Source organism: Escherichia sp. E4742, from assembly GCF_005843885.1.
Classification (GTDB): domain Bacteria; phylum Pseudomonadota; class Gammaproteobacteria; order Enterobacterales; family Enterobacteriaceae; genus Escherichia.
This window is the reverse complement of record NZ_CP040443.1, coordinates 3,989,457-4,008,338: the sequence shown is the minus strand read 5'-3', so window position 1 is coordinate 4,008,338 and position 18,882 is coordinate 3,989,457. Positions and strand designations below refer to the sequence as shown.

At 52.4% G+C, this 18,882-nt stretch carries 14 protein-coding genes; 1 reads left to right on the top strand and 13 read right to left on the bottom strand.

The genetic code is table 11. From position 1 onward, the window contains the following. Positions 1-85: 85 nt before the first annotated feature. From mukB to cmoM, 4 genes are read right to left on the bottom strand one after another with little or no spacing between them, the layout of a single operon-like run. Positions 86-4,546 carry a chromosome partition protein MukB gene (gene mukB, locus FEM44_RS19195; RefSeq protein ID WP_135522910.1) on the bottom strand — a complete coding sequence of 1,487 codons (4,461 nt, stop codon included), beginning with the start codon at positions 4,544-4,546 and terminating at the stop codon, positions 86-88. After that, complete coding sequence (gene mukE / locus FEM44_RS19190; protein WP_001602111.1) at positions 4,546-5,250, bottom strand: chromosome partition protein MukE; 705 nt, start codon at positions 5,248-5,250, stop codon at positions 4,546-4,548. The genes mukB and mukE overlap by 1 nt, the downstream gene beginning before the upstream one ends. Beyond that, positions 5,231-6,553 (bottom strand): chromosome partition protein MukF, encoded by a 1,323-nt coding sequence (gene mukF / locus FEM44_RS19185; RefSeq protein ID WP_130205341.1) that lies wholly within the window; start codon positions 6,551-6,553, stop codon positions 5,231-5,233. The genes mukE and mukF overlap by 20 nt, the downstream gene beginning before the upstream one ends. Beyond that, the gene (gene cmoM, locus FEM44_RS19180) at positions 6,550-7,335 is read right to left on the bottom strand and encodes a tRNA uridine 5-oxyacetic acid(34) methyltransferase CmoM (protein WP_135522911.1); all 786 of its coding nucleotides are present in this window, start codon (positions 7,333-7,335) and stop codon (positions 6,550-6,552) included. Before cmoM ends, mukF begins: the two co-directional genes overlap by 4 nt. A 135-nt stretch (positions 7,336-7,470) precedes the next feature. Between cmoM and elyC the strand changes: the two genes are divergently transcribed. Beyond that, positions 7,471-8,250 carry an envelope biogenesis factor ElyC gene (gene elyC, locus FEM44_RS19175; RefSeq protein ID WP_000899600.1) on the top strand — a complete coding sequence of 260 codons (780 nt, stop codon included), beginning with the start codon at positions 7,471-7,473 and terminating at the stop codon, positions 8,248-8,250. Here the strand turns inward: elyC and FEM44_RS19170 are convergent. From FEM44_RS19170 to rpsA, 9 genes are all read right to left on the bottom strand, one after another. Beyond that, positions 8,227-9,120, bottom strand: a complete 894-nt coding sequence (locus FEM44_RS19170; RefSeq protein WP_135522912.1) for a YcbJ family phosphotransferase — start codon at positions 9,118-9,120, stop codon at positions 8,227-8,229. The two genes, elyC and FEM44_RS19170, sit on opposite strands and share 24 nt — an antisense overlap. A 154-nt stretch (positions 9,121-9,274) precedes the next feature. Further along, a complete protein-coding gene (gene kdsB / locus FEM44_RS19165) occupies positions 9,275-10,021 on the bottom strand; it encodes a 3-deoxy-manno-octulosonate cytidylyltransferase (RefSeq protein ID WP_064528339.1) in 747 nt (248 codons plus the stop codon). Next, positions 10,018-10,200 (bottom strand): protein YcaR, encoded by a 183-nt coding sequence (gene ycaR / locus FEM44_RS19160; protein ID WP_135522913.1) that lies wholly within the window; start codon positions 10,198-10,200, stop codon positions 10,018-10,020. Before ycaR ends, kdsB begins: the two co-directional genes overlap by 4 nt. 51 nt (positions 10,201-10,251) lie before the next feature. Continuing rightward, positions 10,252-11,484 (bottom strand): crosslink repair DNA glycosylase YcaQ, encoded by a 1,233-nt coding sequence (gene ycaQ / locus FEM44_RS19155; RefSeq protein WP_135522914.1) that lies wholly within the window; start codon positions 11,482-11,484, stop codon positions 10,252-10,254. A 36-nt stretch (positions 11,485-11,520) separates the two neighbouring features. Continuing rightward, positions 11,521-12,507: a tetraacyldisaccharide 4'-kinase gene (gene lpxK / locus FEM44_RS19150; protein WP_138159148.1), complete on the bottom strand. Its 987-nt coding sequence runs from the start codon at positions 12,505-12,507 to the stop codon at positions 11,521-11,523. Beyond that, on the bottom strand, positions 12,504-14,252 hold the full coding sequence (gene msbA / locus FEM44_RS19145; protein ID WP_130205329.1) for a lipid A ABC transporter ATP-binding protein/permease MsbA: 1,749 nt from the start codon (positions 14,250-14,252) through the stop codon (positions 12,504-12,506). The genes lpxK and msbA overlap by 4 nt, the downstream gene beginning before the upstream one ends. Positions 14,253-14,288: 36 nt before the next feature. Then, positions 14,289-16,553, bottom strand: a complete 2,265-nt coding sequence (locus FEM44_RS19140; protein ID WP_138159146.1) for a ComEC family protein — start codon at positions 16,551-16,553, stop codon at positions 14,289-14,291. Positions 16,554-16,758: 205 nt separating this feature from the next. Beyond that, positions 16,759-17,043, bottom strand: a complete 285-nt coding sequence (gene ihfB / locus FEM44_RS19135) for an integration host factor subunit beta (RefSeq protein WP_000167336.1) — start codon at positions 17,041-17,043, stop codon at positions 16,759-16,761. A 159-nt stretch (positions 17,044-17,202) separates the two neighbouring features. Next, on the bottom strand, positions 17,203-18,876 hold the full coding sequence (gene rpsA, locus FEM44_RS19130) for a 30S ribosomal protein S1 (RefSeq protein WP_000140327.1): 1,674 nt from the start codon (positions 18,874-18,876) through the stop codon (positions 17,203-17,205). Positions 18,877-18,882 lie beyond the last annotated feature (6 nt).

The window sequence follows — 18,882 nt, the reverse complement described above, 5'->3', positions numbered from 1 at the left end:
AGAAAAGCGCGCCATAATGCGGCATTTTTTTAGTGCAGAAACGGAGTTTTTCGAAAAAAAAGGCGGCATCGCTGCCGCCTTGAACTTAACTTGCCTGAGAAGGCGCTTCGTCCGTTCCTGGAAGCGTTTCAGGGAGTTGCGGCGCAAATCCTCGCAGGCCGACTACGTGAACGTGTTCGGTATTCTGGAAGACTTTACGCACCAGTTTATAGGTGGTGCCTTTCTCCGGGCTGATATTTTCAGGTGCCGCGATGATGAGCTGCATTTGCAAACGTTCACACAATTCAAACAGCGTAGCGATAGAACGGGCGTCCAGTCGCGCAGCTTCATCGAGGAATAGCAGACGGCAAGGAGAGATATCTTTACCGCGCAGGCGGCGAGATTCATCTTCCCAGCTCTGTACTACCATCACCAGAATCGACATACCCGTACCGATAGCCTCACCGGTCGACAGTGCGCCAGACTCCGCGCGCAGCCAGCCATCGGAACCACGGTTAACCTCAACTTCCATCTCCAGGTAGTTACGGTAATCCAGAAGTTCTTCACCAATGGTCTGCGGCGTGCGCTGGCCCATATCAATTTGTGGGTTAAGTCGCTGATACAGTTTTGCCAGAGCTTCCGAGAAGGTCAGGCGGTTGCTCTTGAACAGATCCTGATGTTGCTCATGCTGTTCTGAAAGCACGTCAAGCAGCATGGCGTGGGTTTCACGCACGTTCACGTTCAGACGCACGCTGTTCACCTGACCGAACGATACGCTCTGCAAGCCCTGGTTGAGCATGCGGATACGGTTCTGTTCGCGCTGAATGGTTTTGCGAATGATGTTCGCCACACTGCGGGAGCTGATCGCCAGTTTCTGTTCGCGAGAAGTTAACTCTTCGGTCAGACGGCTAAGTTCGATTTCCATCTGCTCGATAGCTTCCACCGGATCATCGGTACGAATAATATCCTGGCGAATACGTTCGCGCAGATGCTGATAAACCGCCACGAAGAACTGGATTTTGCGCTCAGGTCGTTTTGGATCTTCCGACATGCGCAGCACGTCGCGCAGATGTTCGTTATCCGCCACCGCCAGACGCAGCGCACCTAACGCCTTATCCGACATGGAACGTAAATCATCGGCAGAGAGATAAGCCAACTCGCGACGGTGTAAGCGGCGTTCAACGCCATTATCTTTCACCATGCGCATTACCGCACACCAGCCCGCTTTGGCGGTCACTACCTGCTCGCGCATCTCAAAGTAATCACGTTCCAGCTTGCGCAGTTTGCGGGTCAGGTTGTCCATCTCCGCTTCGCAGAAGGTCAGCGCTTTTTCCAGTTGATTGCGGCGTGAACGGTTATTGCTCAGTTGCGCATGCAGTTCGTCACGGCGAATACGCGCCCGCTCTTCTGCCCCGCTATCGGCACGCACGCCGATATCCTGCAGTTCTCGTTGTAGATCGTTAAGCAGCTCTTTTTTGGTGTCGTAAGAACTTTTCAGCGAAGCCAGCACCTGGTTGTACTGACTCAACTGCGCAGCGTGTCCGCGCAACGATTCACGAGCACGAGTACGTTCCGCTTCCGCCTGCTCCAGACGTTCGCGCAGTTTTTCGTTGAGATCGCTGTTCCCACTAAGCATTTCTGCCGAGTCAGAGTAGCTAAAGTGCGCACGACGCTGTACCACTTCAGTCAGGGAAAATGCCTGTTGACGGGCATCGCGCTGCATCTGCTGAGAATACGCGTAATCTTCTTTTAACTGTTCGAACTGTTCCGGGTCGCTCTGCAACACAGAAACGATCGGCTCCAGTTTCGCCAGGTGATTGCCAAACTGCTGAACAAAACGCGCGGCTTCCTGAGCTTCATCAAGACGTTCGCGGATTTCATCGACACGATCCGCCAGTGAGTCATCCGCCAACAGGTTGAGACGCGGCAGGATACGGTTCAGTGCCGCAACGCCCTCTTTCGCCTGCTCAAACTGAATTCGCTGCTGCTGGTTATCATTTTCATGATTACTCAACGCCCGCTCCAGTTCGACACGACGGCTGTTCAGTTGGCGAATTTCGGCTTCTGGATCGGACTCAAACGCCACTGCCAGATGGCTGCCAATAAAGCGGCTGAATGCCTGATGCAGTCGCTGGGTTTTCTGAACATCAAAGGAGAGCGTAGCAAAGCGTTCAGAGAGCAATTCGCGCTCGGCGTGCAGGCTTTCGATCCGGCTTTCACGCGCCGCGCGACCAAACAGCGGCACTTCCGGGAAGCGCGAGTAACGCCATTGACGCTCGGCGGTTTTCACCACCACCGCTTTTTCCAGCTCATCGGCGTTGAACACGCTATCATCGAACGACTGCGGATCTCCCTCGATCAAATAGAGATCTTCCGGACAATCGGTTAAGCCTTCCAGCTGTTCGGCCACCTGAGACAGATCCGGCACCACAATGGCGTGGCGAGACGGGCCATACAGCGCCGAGAAGTACGGCGCATCTTCCAGGCTAACGTCGTCATAAATTTCTGACAGCAGCACGCCGCCAAAGCGTTCCGCCAGCGCATTCAGACGCTGGTCTTCAGAGCCGCCTGGCTGGCTTAAACGTTCGATCTCTTCATCGACAGCGTTTTTGCGCGCGCCCACTTCATCACGTTCAACAATCGCTTCGCGCTCACGCTCCAGCAGTTGTTGCAGATATTCGGTGACATCCTGGCTGCAGGTGAACTCTTCACCGCACTGCTCGCTCAACTGATTGAGGCTGTTTTGCGCTGCCAGCCAAACCGGCGCACGCTGCATCAGGCTCTGAATACGGGATTGCAGCTGTTCCTGTTCCTGACGCAGTGCCATACGCTCTTCACGGGCGTTGGAAACGCTGTCAGAAAGAGAGGCAATACGCGCTTCCAGTTCCTGATGCAGGGCTTCCAGTTCGTCGATATCAAAATTCTTGCCCTGACGTTTGCAGAAATCTGCCAGCAGACGCTCAGCTTCTTGCTGCTCGCGCAGACGCTGTTCCAGTTCGCTTAAGCGCATCCGCAGTGGCTGAGCCTGCTCTGCCAGGTGACGCTGATCGACCCCTTCGCGCAACAGTTCGCGGGCGACATCCCACGCCTCGTTACGCGCCAGCGGGCCGTTGATTGCAACCACCAGCTGATAAGCCTGCTCAAACTGGCTGTGCGCGGTTTGCGCCATGCTCATTTTCTGCTCAAGAGAGAGCATTTTTTCAGTCGCTTCCAGCTCTTTCGCCTGGAAGGTTTCCAGCCATTCTGCGGCGCTGTCGGCGGTTAAGTCCGGCAGATGACACAGTTCTTTGGCACGATTAAGCGCAGCAATCGCCTGGTTGTACTGGATCGCGCGCGTTTGTTGGACGTCCAGCGCCTGCTGGTAGTCGGCAAGCTGGCTTTTCAGCTCGTCCACTTCCAGTTCGGCGGCTTCTGCGCGCGCTTCGTTCTCTTCCTGGCGTTCGATGGCTTCTGCCACCACTTCGTTTTGCTCTTCCAGACGGATCTGCAGCTCATCGAGATCTGCTTCGTAACGTTCGATCTTCTCCTGCTGACGCAGTGCGGTTTGCACCAGGTTCAGGTGATCGCTGGCCGCCTGATAATCCGCTTCCAGATCGCCCTCGGCACCGTTGTGCTCTGCCAGCTCACGCGCCATATCGACGTGTTTGTACTGCTCCGCCGCCAGTTGCTGACGCGAAGTATGTAGCTCGCGACGAAACTCCAGGGCCTTATCGAGATGAACACGGCGCTCGTTGGCGTGACGCATGTAGTCCGCCGCCACATAGTTGGTGGCTTCGCTGATCAGATGCTTAAACAGGTCACGGTCCGACTGGGTGACACGAATCGCTTCCAGCGTCATGCGGTTTTCACGCAGCGCCGCTTCCATGTCCTGGAACGCTTTACGCACGCCACTGTTTTCCGGCAGCAGGTAGTCGCGCAGAGAACGGGTAATGGCGCTGGAGATCCCGCCATACAGCGAGGCTTCGATCAGACGATAAAATTTACTACGATCAGACGCTGAGCGCAGACGACGCGCGATGATGCCCAGATCGAACATCAGCGAGTGGTAATCGGTAATGGAGTTGAACTGTTTAAACTGCACGCCTTCCATCGCCTCGAGCTTGTCTTTCAGCTCGTTAAGCGGCAGCACGCGCGCCTGACGTTCGTTCAGGGATTCGGTCACCAGCTGTGTCGGCTGCACCGACATCGGCAGTCCCTGAATGGCAAACGGCTTGATATCCACTTTACGATCGCGTCCGGCAACCTGTTGCAGACGCACACCGACCACCACGCGCTGGTGGCGCGAGTTAATAGTGTCGAGCATCGAATAACAGACGCCCGCTTTCAGCTTACCGTGCAGACCTTTATCGCGCGAACCACTGGTAGCCCCGGCTTCCGTAGTGTTACGGAAATGCAGCAGGGTCAGGTCGGGAATGAGCGCCGTAACAAATGCCGCCATAGTAGTGGATTTGCCCGCCCCGTTACCGCCGGAAAGCGTCGTAACCAGCTCATCCAGGTCAAAAGTTCGGGCAAAAAAGCCGTTCCAGTTAATCAGCGTCAGTGAGCGAAATTTACCGCGTTCAATCATTATTCTTCCTCTCCGCTATCTGGCTGACTCTCTTCAGTTTCGTCATTGAGTTGCAGGTGATTTTCAATCGGCATTGCTTCACCATCGCGAATCAGACGACGTTGTGCTTCACGCGGATCGTCGCCCGCACGCACATCGGCACCAAAGCGGAACACCGATTCGGTAATGCGGAACTTGCTGCTGTCGTGGCCCATAAACCACACCATGCCTAAGCGACGCAGACGGTTGAGCGAAGAGCGTACTTTTTCCTGCAACTTCTGGCGGTCAACGTCTGAACCGGTAGAACGATTGTTCACCAGTTTCAGCAATTTTGCTTCATCGGCCAGGGTGAGCAGTTCGTCATACAGTTCCTGCTGAGTAAAAATCCCCTCGTTCGCCAGCCGTTCCGGGCTGAGATAGAGATAACAGAGGATTTTACCGACCATCATGTCCAGTTCAGACAATACGGAACGTGGGATGATGGTGGTGGAACGTGGACGTAAATAGAAGAAACCTTCCGGCGCACGGATTAACTCCACGTTATAACGCGCGTAAAACTCTTCCAGATATTCCTGAAAATCCATCAGGAAAGCATGATTATCCAGTTCGTCGAGGCCAATATGGCGGCCTGAACGTAAGGCGCTATCCAGCGCCGGAAATAACGGATTCGCCAGCGCCTGCGCCAGCTTAACCGGCATCACTTGTTCAATATTTGTCGATGACATGCGCCTGTACCTTGGCTCCGTAATCATTAATCGGCTGCCATTTCGCTGGCAGTCCGGTGAAGTCTGCTTGCGCTACGCCGAGGCGTACCGCCTGATCAATAACAATACGTGCGACGTCAAAATGACGCGCACGCGGATACTGCGCCAGATATTCGCGTACCACCAGACCAAGATCCAGCGGTACTTGTCTGGTTTTATAGACAGCGAGCTGCTCTTCGATAATCGCGGCGAGTTGTTCGCGGATCTCGTTAAACTCTTCGTACTCTAAATCTGGCGGAAGTTCCCCGGTCACTTCTTCATCGCGCAGTGCCATCTCTTCGTCACGCATATCCAGCAGACGATCGGCATTGGCGTAAGTCAGCGCCCACGGCTCATCAAAATAGGTTTGTACCGACTGGCGTAAACGCTGGGCAAAGACGCGGTTTTTATCCATATCGATAGCGGTACGAATAAATTTGTGTACGTGGCGATCGTAGCCAATCCACAAGTCGATGGATTGCTGGCCCCAGCTGATAATACGATCGAGCTTACTTTGCAGATCGAACACCAGACGATCGACAAAATGCAGGTCGTCATGGGTCATCGTCGCATCCTGAATGCGCAACAGATTGGCCTGGAGTTTGTCGCCTGCGGCTTCCAGCGTATCCTGCAATTCACGCAGGGTTCCGGAAGTTTCCGAAAGCAACAATTCACAGCTGGAGATCGCCGCCCGCCAGTCTTTATTCAGCAACTGAGCGATATCGTCCTTCACCTGCTGCTGCTGTTCGTCCATCAGACGTTGCGTCAGGTCGATGCTGTCGAAAATTTCCGCTACCGAATATTTCAGCGGCGCATAGACGTTGCGGTGCCAGTGAAATTCATCACCGCCCTCTTCGGCGGCATCGGCTGCACGTTTTAACTCACCCGCCACAATCGACAACTGCATAGAAAGGCGCAACGTAGAAAACTCGCGCTGACGGATGTAGTAGTCAGTAATGCCGATGCCGAGCGGCGTCAGGCGATAAATAGCATTCCCTTCCGCCTGCTCGCTGGTAAAGCGGTTCAGCAGACGTTGACGTACCATATCGTTGATCGCGTTGTTGGCGCGCACGCCGATGGTTTCGCTGGTTTGCTCAAACGCATCACTCACATGGCGGAACGCATCCACCAGCTCGCCTTCACTCATCTCACCATCAAGACGCTCGCCATTCAGCGTGGCAACAGCCAGCAGAAAAGAGAGTCGGTCTACCGGCAGCGAGATGGAGAAGTCATTTTTTCTGGCCCAGGCAACCAGTTCGGGGACTGTCTGGGATAATTCACTCATACTTTATCCTTGCTCTGCGGTTTGCGCGCGGTGACATGAATATAACGCCCCAGGGTAATATACGGTTCCTGACGGCAATAACGCGTTTCTAATTCAAGTAATGCTTCATAGCTGTCGCGCTGTTGGTGCTTTTCACGCAGATAATCATGAAACACGCGAACGCCTGTCTTACCCATAATTTGCCAACCAGCTTCTTCCAGCCACAGATAAACCTGCGCCGGGTCGCGTGGATAATCTGGCGAAAGCGTCCGTTTTTTCTTTTTCGGCATTCCCGCCTGCACGTAATCAAAATTCCCGGCGACCATGTTATGCATCAGCAAGCCGTGCGCATTGTAGAACATTAATGACAACACGCCGCCTGGACGCAACACGGACCACAGGGTCTGCAATACGCTGCGGGGATCGGCCACCCACTCCAGCACCGCATGGAACAATATCAGATCAACGGGCGTTTCCAAATGTGAAGCAACATCCTGAGCGGCGCAATGTATAAATTGCATGTTGTCGCTCACACCTTTTGCTTCTGCCGCCTGTTTTGCGCGGTCGATCATCTGCGCAGAGAGATCGCATAAAATGACCTGATGCCCGCGCTCGGCCATTTTGATTGAGGTCTGCCCTTCTCCACCGCCAGCATCCAGCACACGCAGTTTTTGCGGGCCCATTTCCGCCAGCACGCGATCGAGATCCTGCCACAGAATAGCCTGTCGAAGCTGCCCTTTGGTGGTGCCGTAAATGTTACGGGAAAACTTTTCCGCAATATCATCAAAATTGCGATCCTGCATTGCTTTCTCCACCGGTTGGCTAAGACGTTTTCTGATAAAGACGCTATTTTGTCACAGCCACGGCGAGAATGAACCCGTCTGGTGTAATATCGCTGGCGATCCCTTGCTATATGGTCAAAAAAGGAACCAGAAAGGATGCTTTTTACACTGAAAAAAGTGATTGGCAATATGTTGCTGCCACTTCCGCTAATGTTGTTGATTATTGGCGCTGGCCTGGCGCTGTTGTGGTTTAGCCGTTTTCAAAAAACCGGGAAGATTTTTATTAGCATTGGGTGGCTGGCGCTCTTGTTATTGAGTTTGCAACCGGTAGCCGACCGCCTGCTGCGTCCCATCGAAAGCACCTATCCGACATGGAATAATTCGCAAAAAGTGGACTATATCGTGGTGCTCGGAGGTGGTTATACCTGGAACCCGCAGTGGGCACCGAGCTCTAATTTAATCAATAACAGTCTGCCGCGCCTGAATGAAGGTATTCGCTTATGGCGCGAAAATCCGGGATCAAAGCTGATCTTCACGGGAGGCGTAGCAAAAACCAATACGGTGAGTACAGCGGAAGTAGGTGCCAGAGTGGCGCAATCGCTGGGTGTCCCACGCGAGCAAATTATCACACTGGATTTACCAAAAGATACCGAAGAAGAAGCTGCCGCAGTGAAACAGGCGATTGGCGATGCCCCTTTCCTGCTGGTGACATCTGCGTCCCATTTGCCGCGCGCGATGATCTTTTTTCAGCAGGAAGGGCTAAATCCGCTGCCAGCCCCGGCTAACCAGTTGGCAATCGACTCGCCGCTTAATCCGTGGGAACGGGCAATCCCGTCTCCGGTCTGGTTGATGCATAGCGACCGCGTTGGCTATGAAACGCTTGGCCGCATCTGGCAGTGGCTGAAAGGTTCGTCAGGCGAGCCACGGCAAGAGTGATTTTGATGCCAGATCGAAGTTGCGCCGACTAAATCGTCCGGTGTTGACCAGTTGCGCAACTTCATCCCATAACACATACAGCCAACGCCGCCAGATGAAAGACTCCGCCACTGGCGCGCGTTGCAGGTAACTCCAGAGCAAATCTTCCGCCAGGGTGTTATCCATCAACCGGAATAATTCATACTCACGCGGCGCCCAGAGCATTAACCCCGGTCCGACCATCGCCAGGAGCTGATCGCTACGGGAATCTTTCAGCATGCTACGCAAACAGAAATTGCCGTGAATCAGCACACAATTATCGTTAAAACCTTCAAACAACACCGGCAGACATTCGCGGGTGCGAAACAGGATACGCTTATCCTGCATCGTTAGACCGGTGTTATTGAACTGATTGAGCGTGGTCCATAGCACTTCAACATGTTGCCGATACCATGAGGGCCAGAAATTTTCCTGAGTATTGTCAACCGCGCCAACACATCCGCGGCTGTCCTGACGGTGCCAGGCCAGCAACGCTTCAACAATTTGATCTTTCAGATGTTCCCAGCGCTCTGGCGTTCTTGCGGGAGCTTCCACAGAAACACCGCGCATCCGCTCCAGCAACAAGACATCGGGACCGGGATGTTCTTCATGCGTCATCACGCCATAGATAGTCGGCATGCGAACAGTCCCGCTCCGAGCCAGCATGGTGGTTTTCCATGCCAGCTGTCTGGCCTGCCCCGGGGTAGAAAAACTTCGCGCCATGAGCGGCATCGGGTTTCCCTGGCTGTCATACAACGCCCACAGAGTTGTGTCTGCTTTTTCATTCACACACTCTATACGACTCAATCTTTCGCCCAGTAAATGGCTTAGTTCGGCACGCAGCTGTTCCATTCAGATTACCCTCATAAAAGCTACTGCTTTCATAATGAGCGCCAATGTAAAAGATGTCACCTGAATGAGATCAATTGTTGAAGGGAAAAAATGAAGAGAATCGTAACGCTACGACACTCCTCCCAAAATTGAGATGGAGTGTCGTGGGGAAAAATTAAGCCATTTCAGCGCGAACACGCTCAAGATCTTCGGGAGTATCTACACCGGTGCCAGGAACCTCCTGGGCGACAGCAACATGGATTTTTTCTCCATACCACAGCACACGAAGCTGCTCTAGCATTTCGATATGTTCTAACGGGCTTGGCTGCCAGTTAACATAGCGGCGGATAAAACCTGCACGATAGCCATAAATGCCGAGATGGCGCAGGAAGTTATCTCCTACGGTTTCCAGACCTTTCGCAAAACGGTCACGATCCCACGGAATGGTGGCGCGCGAGAAGTAGAGCGCATAACCTTCGGCGTCGAGAACAACTTTAACCGCATTCGGATTAAAGGCTTCTTCCGCACTGTGGATAGGCACAGCCAAGGTCGCCATTCCAACCTGACGCTGGGCAAGGTTATCGGCAACCTGACGAATGATTGTCGCGGGGATCATCGGTTCATCACCCTGCACATTCACAATCACCGTGTCGTCGCTGAACGCGCATTTTTCGACAACTTCCGCCAGGCGTTCTGTACCTGACTGGTGATCTGCACGCGTCATGCATACTTCACCGCCAGCAGCTTCAACAGCGCGGGCGACATCCTCATGATCGGTTGCGACGATGATGCGCTCGGCACCTGATTCGCGCGCGCGTTCGAGTACATGAACAATCATGGGTTTGCCGTTAATATCGACCAGCGGCTTACCTGGCAGACGCGTGGAAGCGTAGCGCGCGGGAATAATGACCACAAAACTCATGATTGACTCTCATCAGCAGTCAGCACGCGGGCTTCCGTTTCCAGCAGCACTGGAATGCCATCGCGCAGCGGAAAAGCCAGGTTGTCTAGTTTGCAAATAAGCTCTTGTTTTTCCTGGTTATACCAAAGTTTGCCATTGCAAACCGGGCAGGCAATGATTTCAAGCAGACGATGATCCATAGTTCCTCCGGATGGATCGGGTTATGAATGCATAAATCTTATCATAATCATTTATGCGTCGGGGTCTATTTCCCAGCCGGTGCGGCAATCGGTAAAGAAACCGTGCGGGCAGCGCCCTATTGTCACTCGCGTTGCCTGCTGCCAGTGAGCAAAATCAGTAATCGCCTGACGCAGCCCTTTTTGAAGGGTCACTGTTGGTTTTACCCCATCCTGTAACCAGAGAGAGAGCACTTCAAAGATGCCAGTCTGGCGATGCATCTTAGAATCCATTCGCCCAACTAATTGCCCACGATGCAATAACGGTAGAACGAAATAACCATACTGGCGTTTGGGCGCTGGCGTGTAGCACTCCAGCCGGTAGCTAAAATCAAAAAGTTGCTCTGCCCGTTTACGATCCCAGACAACAGGATCAAAAGGCGAAAGTACCGCGCTGTGCGTTGCAGTGAGCTTTCCGGCGAGCGCACGTTCGAGTAGCGGCAGCAAATCAGCATGCAGCCAAAGATTACCCAATTTTTCAACATGCACAGCAATGATTTGCTGCTGTTCAGCCCTCGCTTCGCGCCACGCCGACAGCGCCGGACGTTTCAGCCGGTAGTAATCCGCCAGCCACTGTTCGCGAAATATTCCCAGGCTGCGCGCACTGTTATCCAGCATGATGATTTCCGCTTCTGTTTGCGAAACGAGATCGCGCTCATCATCCCAGTCAGGCATGACACGGTGGGTTAAATCATAAACGCGCTGGAAGTTGCGCCGTTCAATCACCATCACCTTTCCGGCGGTAAAGAGCCCTTCCAGATGACGTTTATGCGGCTTCCACTCCCACCAGCCGCTCGCCCCTTTACGAGGATGCTCAAAATCGGCTGAACGTACCGGCCCCTTATCATGAATATGCTGAATTAACTGTGCAATTTCCGCCGCATGTTCCTGCATCCAGGCATCTTTGTATTTCCAGCCCATTTTTTCAGGTGCCAGCATGCGGTGGCGAATAAGACGAAAATCGCTACGCGGCATAAAGCAGGCTTCATGCGCCCAGTATTCCATTAATTCGCCACACGCCAGAGACTCATCCAGCCACTGCGCAGGATAATTTCCCAGACGACTGAAAAGCACCAGATATGGACTACGGGCAACAATATTGATGGTATCGATTTGCAGCAAAGACATACGGGAGATCGTTGCCGGAATATCTTCCAACGACGCTCGACGGCGGGGTTTGTTTAACAGGCCTTGCGCGGCAAGGTGAAGATTACGCGCATCAGCAAGGGAGAGGTGCGGCAGCGACATTCATGACTCCATCAATCGAACGCTGCCGCGGCGTAACTAGTTGCCAGAAGCCAGCGAAGTTAGTTGCGCAAGCAGTTTTGCTGGTTCATCACCTGAAAGCTGTGCGTCAACGGGCAAATACCACCAATTTTCTTCTGCAAAAGCCAGGCATTTCACCGCATCTTTTTCAGTCATTACCAGCGTTTGCCCGGCGCTTACCAACGCGCTAACATCCGCATGATTCAAAGATTGATGATCGGCCAGCGGCACACATTTTTCCGGTTGTACACCGCACATCTTCAGCGTGGCAAAAAAGCGCGGCGGATGCCCAATCCCCGCCATCGCCACCACATGTTCAAGCTGAGCAACGTCACAACGCGTACCGGTACGTAAATTCACCGCCTGACCCGGCAGCAGATGCATGGGGATTTCACCGCTGCGGGGGACACCGCCGTTGACGATTACCGCATCAACCGATTTTAAGCGCCCCGCGCGCTCGCGCATTGGCCCCGCCGGCAACCACCAGCCATTGCCAAAGCGACGCACGCCATCGATGACGACGATTTCCACATCACGCGCCAGACGATAATGCTGTAAACCGTCATCAGTCACGATAATCTGCACATCGGGATATTGCGCAAGAATGGCTTTTACCGCATCTGAACGGACAGGAGAAACTGCAACAGGTGCACCCGTACGCTGATAAATCAGCACCGGTTCATCGCCCGCCTGTGCGGTGGTGGTATCTGCCGACAATAACAGCGGATACGACTCGGCTTTACCGCCATAGCCCCGGGACACTACGCCAACACGAATACCGCGTTTTTGTAGTTGTTCCACCAGCCAGACTACCACCGGAGTTTTTCCGTTGCCGCCTGCGGTGAGATTACCAACCACGACAACCGGTACAGGGGCACGCCAGGCGCGCTTCAGTTTTAGTTTATAGCAAAGACGGATAGCACCACTCACCAGACCATACAACCAGGAGAGTGGCAGCAATAACCGCCACAAAGGAGATTCACCAGACCAGATTTTTTCGATCATTGGCCAAACTGCATTTTATGAAGTTGCGCGTAGACTCCACGGTGCTCAAGCAAATCGTTATGCGTACCGCGTTCCACAATGATCCCGTCCTCGACGACCACAATTTCGTCAGCCTTTTCAATGGTAGACAAGCGGTGGGCAATCACCAGTGAGGTACGGTTTTTCTGCAACTCGTCCAGCGCAGCCTGAATCGCGCGTTCGGATTCGGTGTCCAGCGCCGAGGTGGCTTCATCCAGAATCAGAATTGGGCTATCACGCAGCAAGGCACGGGCAATGGCAATACGCTGGCGCTGACCGCCAGAAAGCAACACGCCGTTTTCACCAATCACCGTATCAAGACCGTTATCCATCTTATTGATAAAGTCCATGGCGTAGGCCATACGTGCCGCTTCTTCAATCTGCTCACGGCTGTACTGTTCAGTGCGGGCGTAAGCAATGTTGTTGGCAACCGTGTCATTAAACAGATGGACATTCTGCGACACCAGAGCAACCTGGTTACGTAAAGACGCCAGTGTGTACTCGCGCAGATCGTGACCATCCATCAGGATCTCGCCTTCATCGATATCATAAAAACGGGTGATCAGGCTGGCGATGGTCGATTTACCCGACCCCGAACGCCCTACCAGAGCCACTGTTTTCCCTGCCGGGATCTTCAGGTTGATATTACGCAGCGCAGGGACTTCACGCCCCGGATAGGTAAAAGTGACATTACGGAATTCGACGTCGCCAGTAGCTCGCTCAATCTCGCGTTTACCTTCGTCTTTCTCCTGTTCACTATCCAGAATGGTAAACAGCGTCTGACATGCTGCCATCCCGCGTTGGAACTGGGCGTTAACGTTGGTCAGCGATTTCAGCGGACGCATCAGTGCAATCATCGAAGAGAAGACGACAGTAATCGTACCGGCAGTCAGGCTATCCATCACGCTTGGGAAGCTCGCAGCGTAGAGAACAAATGCCAGCGCCAGAGAGGCGATCAGCTGAATGATCGGGTCAGAGATGGAAGAAGCAGAAACCATCTTCATCCCCTGCAAACGCATCTTGTTGCTGACCTTATCAAAACGCTTTGTTTCTACTTCCTGGCCGCCAAAAATCAATACTTCTTTGTGGCCTTTCAGCATCTGTTCAGCACTGGTGGTCACCTGCCCCATAGTGTTCTGCATGTTTTTACTGATGCTGCGAAAACGCTTCGATACGATACGAATCGCAATCGAGACGATCGGTGCCAGCACAATCAAAATGATCGACAACTGCCAGCTGTAATAGAACATCATGGCGAACAGACCGATAATGGAAGCACCTTCACGCACCACCGTAATCAACGCGCCGGAAGACGACGAAGCAACCTGTTCAGAATCGTAAGTAATACGTGAAAGCAGTGTCCCGGTTGACTGTTTGTCAAAAAATGACACTGGCATGCCCATCATGTGGCCGAACAGACGTCGACGCATGGTCATGACCACTTTTCCTGATACCCAGGAGATACAGTAGCTGGAGATATAACTGGTGATACCACGTAAAATCATCAGGCCGATAACTACCAGCGGCATCCACATCAGCACGGAGCGATCTGTTTTACCAAAGCCATCATCGAGAAGCGGCTTAAGGAGCGATAACATGAAGGTATCGCTGGCTGCGTTGAGAATTAACGCTATGCCCGCCACGATCAGACCCGCTTTAAAAGGCGCAATGGTTGGCCACAGTCGGCGGAATGTCTGCCACGTAGAGAGATCTTTGTCGTTATGCATTCAAAAAACCAGCATTTGTTGAAATAGCCGCATATTCTACCCGTTATCCACTGGCACGCCAAACCACTGATGATACCAACGAGGTAAAATTTGCTCCCTTAGGCTGCTTACCCGCCAACCTTGCGCTGAAAAATAGACCGTTATTTGCCCCTGATGTGGGGTATCAACCCATTGATATCCTTGTAGTTGATAGCGAAGTTTAACTTTACTGGAGGGCAATCGCCATGCGTTATAGCGTGATGCCGATGCCAGTGCCATTTTTCCATTTACCCGCTGAATCAATGGCACTGATGACGAGGTATTGCTACCGTGATGGGGTACCTGAATCAAAGTTGCCTGAACCTGTTGCCAGTAATGACTTAGCATTTTTTGTTCAGCGGGGGCTTCAATATCGCCAGTCAAAAGAATGCTATGTGTTCCATCATCAACCTTAATCACACAGGAATGGTTATTTCCCTTTTCGTTACTCCCTTGCAAAGGCCAGTGCACACTAAACTGCAATCCTTGCCACTGCCACGCTTCGCCACGCACGCAGGGCTGATGATGCACCCAGTTTAAGGGGCTTCTGACCCATAACGTCGGCCAGGCATGTAATATCGAGTCCAGTCCACCCCGATGATCAAGATGTTCATGACTAAGAATAACCCCTACCGGTTCAAGGTCATGCCAGCGGAGCCAGGGAATAATCAGTTGTTGCCCACTGTCCCCCTCCGGCCAGGCGAGCCCTGTATCATAGAGAACCGCTTTACCATTTCGAGCGATCACCATTGCCAACCCTTGCCCGACATCAAGCATATAAACTTGCCACTCATCAGACCGTGGTTTTTGCCACAGTGGCCAACACATTATAATTCCTCCAGCCATACACACCGCAGGCAACGTTTGCCATGCGTTTAGTCGCCATATCACCAGTAATAACCAGGGCGAAAATGATAGCCATTGCCAACGTTCAGCAATGCTTATCCACCCTTCAGGCAAAATCTTTAACCCCCAAAAAAGTAAAGCTAAGGACCGATCGGCAAGAAACCATATACCTTGTTCCAGGATTAATGGCCCGCTTAAATGCACAACCATCGCGGCGAGGATCAACGGAACCGAAATAAATGTCACTAAGGGAATAGCGAACAAATTTGCTATAAATGAAGTCAGACTAACGCCATGAAATATGACTATTTGCACCGGCATGAGCAGGAGTGTTATACCAAGTTGCAGATGGATAAGTGAAACAATAGATTGCAATACAGGCGGCAATGGCCAGACTGGGCAGGGAAACCACTGATACCAAAATATCAGCGCTGCCACCGCTGCGGCAGAGAGCCACAAACTTTGCGAGAGGATAGCGACAGGATCCATCAGCAGAATTGCTGCCAGGCAGCATATCCACACATCCCAACCACTCCATTGCCGGCCGCTCAATTTGAGCGCTCCCCAGGTCGCAAGCGCCACCACGGTACGCAATGCAGGCGGCTGCATACCGGTAAGCCAGGCATAAAAAGCAGCGCAGCAAACTCCACCGATTAATGGCATCTGCCAGTAAATCCAACGCCCGGGGAGGAAAATTTGCCCGCCACGAATTAGCCCCGCAGCCAGTAATGCTGCAAAAGCGATGTGTAAACCCGATATCGCCATTAAATGTGCCGTACCGGTATCGCGCATTATATTTTTAATTTCTTTAGATACCGATAACCGTTCACCCATTCCTAAGCCGAGCATCACCGTCTGCCATGAATACGGCTGCAGCGTCGTTTGCAGGGATGCCAGATATTGCGCACGTAGGCTACAACCTGGTTCAATGACGCTTGCTTGCAGAAAACGTCCGGTAAGTGGCTGATGCTGGGCAATGGCATAACGCTGGCTGTCAAAGCCGCCATCATTAAGTTGACCATGAACAGCACGCACTTTGAGTTTCATCGACCATCGTTGCCCAGCGCATACCGATTGTGGCAAATATTCGCCATATAGCGCGATGCCTGGCGCGGGAAATAACCGCCGCCCTTGTAGATGAGTAATTTGCCCGTAATGCGTGGTCATGCCGTCAGTGGCGGTAATCTCGACGACTGCATCCTGCGTCGCGCCAGTTAAGTTTTCTCCTGCCCACAGAATTTGCTTCGCCGCCAACACGCCCCAAAGAAAAAACAGCAATGTCAGCGTGAAATAACGGACGACTTTAACAGGAATCAATGCCAGTACGCAGACGAATACAGTCAGACTCGCGAGAGTTAATGTCCCAGGCAACTGCGGCAAAATCAGCAGCGGAAAAATCCCGCAAATTATGCACAGGCTAACTGTCGTTATTTTCATGCACTCCTCCCTGTTTTTGGAAAGTGTGCAACTTTGTTTAGTGGTTGTCTGGCGGGAGTTTTGCGTTGCCCGAGGCACGTTCAGAAGAATTTAGCAGGATGATTAAAACTGTACACAACTCTGCGAGACAGCTTCCAGAACCATATTGCAGAAATGAAAAAAGCACCCGACAGGTGCTTTTTCAGCGTTCAAGTTTTACTAAAACTTAACCGTAAATATTGGCGCGATCGCGCAGTTCTTTACCTGGTTTAAAGTGAGGAACGTATTTTCCTTCCAGCTCTACTTTATCGCCAGTCTTCGGATTACGTCCGGTACGCGGTGCGCGGTAGTGCAAAGAGAAACTGCCGAAACCGCGGATTTCAATACGCTCGCCCTGCGCAAGAGTCGAGGCCATATGCTCCAGCATCTCTTTTACTGCATCTTCAACCGTCTTGGCGGGAATGTGCGATTGCTGGGTGGCAAGTCTTTCTATCAATTCTGACTTGGTCATGATTCCTCCGGTTCCTTAAAGGCAAATTTAACGGCTGCTGTTGCTACATTGATTAAGGGCGGCCGTAGCCGCCCTTAGTGCTTGATTACAGGACGAAACCTGCAATCTGTCAAGTAAACTCAGCAAACTTCGGAATAAAAATCCCGAAGAGTCAGAGAATTACTCGCCTTTAGCTGCTTTGAAAGCTTCAGCCATTGCGTTGTTGGAGAAGTTTGCATCTTCCTGTTTGTTAACAGTTGCAATTGCATCTTTCTCGTCAGCTTCGTCTTTCGCACGAACAGACAGGCTGATTGCGCGGTTTTTACGATCAACGCCAGTGAATTTAGCTTCAACTTCGTCGCCAACGCTCAGAACCAGGGTAGCGTCTTCTACGCGGTCACGGGATGCTTCAGAAGCACGCAGGTAACCTTCAACGCCGTCAGCCAGTTCTACGGTTGCGCCTTTAGCGTCAACTGCAGTTACTTTACCGGTTACGATAGCGCCTTTCTTGTTCAGAGCAACCCAGTTGTTGAACGGATCTTCTGCGAGCTGTTTAACGCCCAGGGAGATACGTTCACGTTCTGCGTCAACCTGCAGAACAACTGCAGCGATTTCGTCGCCTTTTTTGTATTCACGAACTGCTTCTTCACCTGCAACGTTCCAGGAGATGTCAGACAGGTGAACCAGGCCATCGATGCCGCCGTCCAGGCCGATGAAGATACCGAAGTCAGTGATAGACTTGATTTTACCTTCAACACGGTCGCCCTTGTTGTGGGTTTCCGCGAACTGCTGCCACGGGTTAGCTTTGCACTGTTTCAGACCCAGGGAGATACGACGACGTTCTTCGTCGATATCCAGAACCATAACTTCCACTACATCGCCAACGTTAACAACTTTGGACGGGTGGATGTTTTTGTTGGTCCAATCCATTTCGGAAACGTGTACCAGGCCTTCAACGCCTTCTTCGATTTCAACGAAGCAGCCGTAGTCGGTCAGGTTGGTCACGCGACCAGTCAGTTTGGTACCTTCCGGATAACGTTTAGCGATAGCTACCCACGGATCTTCGCCCAGCTGTTTCAGGCCCAGGGATACACGGGTACGTTCGCGGTCGAACTTCAGCACTTTAACAGTGATTTCGTCGCCCACGTTGACGATTTCGCTCGGATGCTTAACGCGTTTCCAGGCCATGTCAGTGATGTGCAGCAGGCCGTCAACGCCGCCCAGATCAACGAATGCACCGTAGTCAGTGAGGTTCTTAACGATACCTTTAACTTCCATGCCTTCCTGCAGGTTTTCCAGCAGCTGATCGCGCTCTGCGCTGTTTTCGGATTCGATAACGGCACGACGAGAAACAACAACGTTGTTGCGCTTCTGATCCAGCTTGATTACTTTGAATTCAAGCTCTTTGCCTTCCAGGTGCAGAGTGTCACGCACCGGACGAACGTCTACCAGAGAACCTGGCAGGAACGCACGAATACCGTTCAGCTCAACAGTGAAGCCGCCCTTAACTTTGCCGTTGATAACACCGGTAACAGTTTCAGCATCTTCGTAAGCTTTTTCCAGCGTGATCCAGGCTTCGTGACGTTTAGCTTTCTCACGGGACAGCAGAGTTTCACCGAAGCCGTCTTCTACTGCATCCAGAGCAACGTCAACTTCGTCACCTACCTGGATTTCCAGCTCGCCCTGGGCGTTTTTGAACTGCTCAGCCGGGATGGCAGACTCAGATTTCAGACCAGCGTCAACCAGTACTACATCTTTGTCGATAGCAACAACAACGCCACGAACGATAGAACCCGGGCGGGTTTCGATTTCTTTTAAGGACTCTTCAAAGAGTTGAGCAAAAGATTCAGTCATGTTTAA

Excerpts from the sequence above, each read along its gene's own strand:
- lpxK (WP_138159148.1), bottom strand. The coding sequence starts at position 12,507 with ATGATCGAAAAAATCTGGTCTGGTGAATCTCCTTTGTGGCGGTTATTG.
- mukB (WP_135522910.1), bottom strand. The coding sequence starts at position 4,546 with ATGATTGAACGCGGTAAATTTCGCTCACTGACGCTGATTAACTGGAAC.
- mukF (WP_130205341.1), bottom strand. The coding sequence starts at position 6,553 with ATGAGTGAATTATCCCAGACAGTCCCCGAACTGGTTGCCTGGGCCAGA.
- ycaQ (WP_135522914.1), bottom strand. The coding sequence starts at position 11,484 with ATGTCGCTGCCGCACCTCTCCCTTGCTGATGCGCGTAATCTTCACCTT.
- rpsA (WP_000140327.1), bottom strand. The coding sequence starts at position 18,876 with ATGACTGAATCTTTTGCTCAACTCTTTGAAGAGTCCTTAAAAGAAATC.
- ihfB (WP_000167336.1), bottom strand. The coding sequence starts at position 17,043 with ATGACCAAGTCAGAATTGATAGAAAGACTTGCCACCCAGCAATCGCAC.
- FEM44_RS19170 (WP_135522912.1), bottom strand. The coding sequence starts at position 9,120 with ATGGAACAGCTGCGTGCCGAACTAAGCCATTTACTGGGCGAAAGATTG.
- ycaR (WP_135522913.1), bottom strand. The coding sequence starts at position 10,200 with ATGGATCATCGTCTGCTTGAAATCATTGCCTGCCCGGTTTGCAATGGC.
- cmoM (WP_135522911.1), bottom strand. The coding sequence starts at position 7,335 with ATGCAGGATCGCAATTTTGATGATATTGCGGAAAAGTTTTCCCGTAAC.
- FEM44_RS19140 (WP_138159146.1), bottom strand. The coding sequence starts at position 16,553 with ATGAAAATAACGACAGTTAGCCTGTGCATAATTTGCGGGATTTTTCCG.
- mukE (WP_001602111.1), bottom strand. The coding sequence starts at position 5,250 with ATGTCATCGACAAATATTGAACAAGTGATGCCGGTTAAGCTGGCGCAG.
- kdsB (WP_064528339.1), bottom strand. The coding sequence starts at position 10,021 with ATGAGTTTTGTGGTCATTATTCCCGCGCGCTACGCTTCCACGCGTCTG.
- elyC (WP_000899600.1), top strand. The coding sequence starts at position 7,471 with ATGCTTTTTACACTGAAAAAAGTGATTGGCAATATGTTGCTGCCACTT.
- msbA (WP_130205329.1), bottom strand. The coding sequence starts at position 14,252 with ATGCATAACGACAAAGATCTCTCTACGTGGCAGACATTCCGCCGACTG.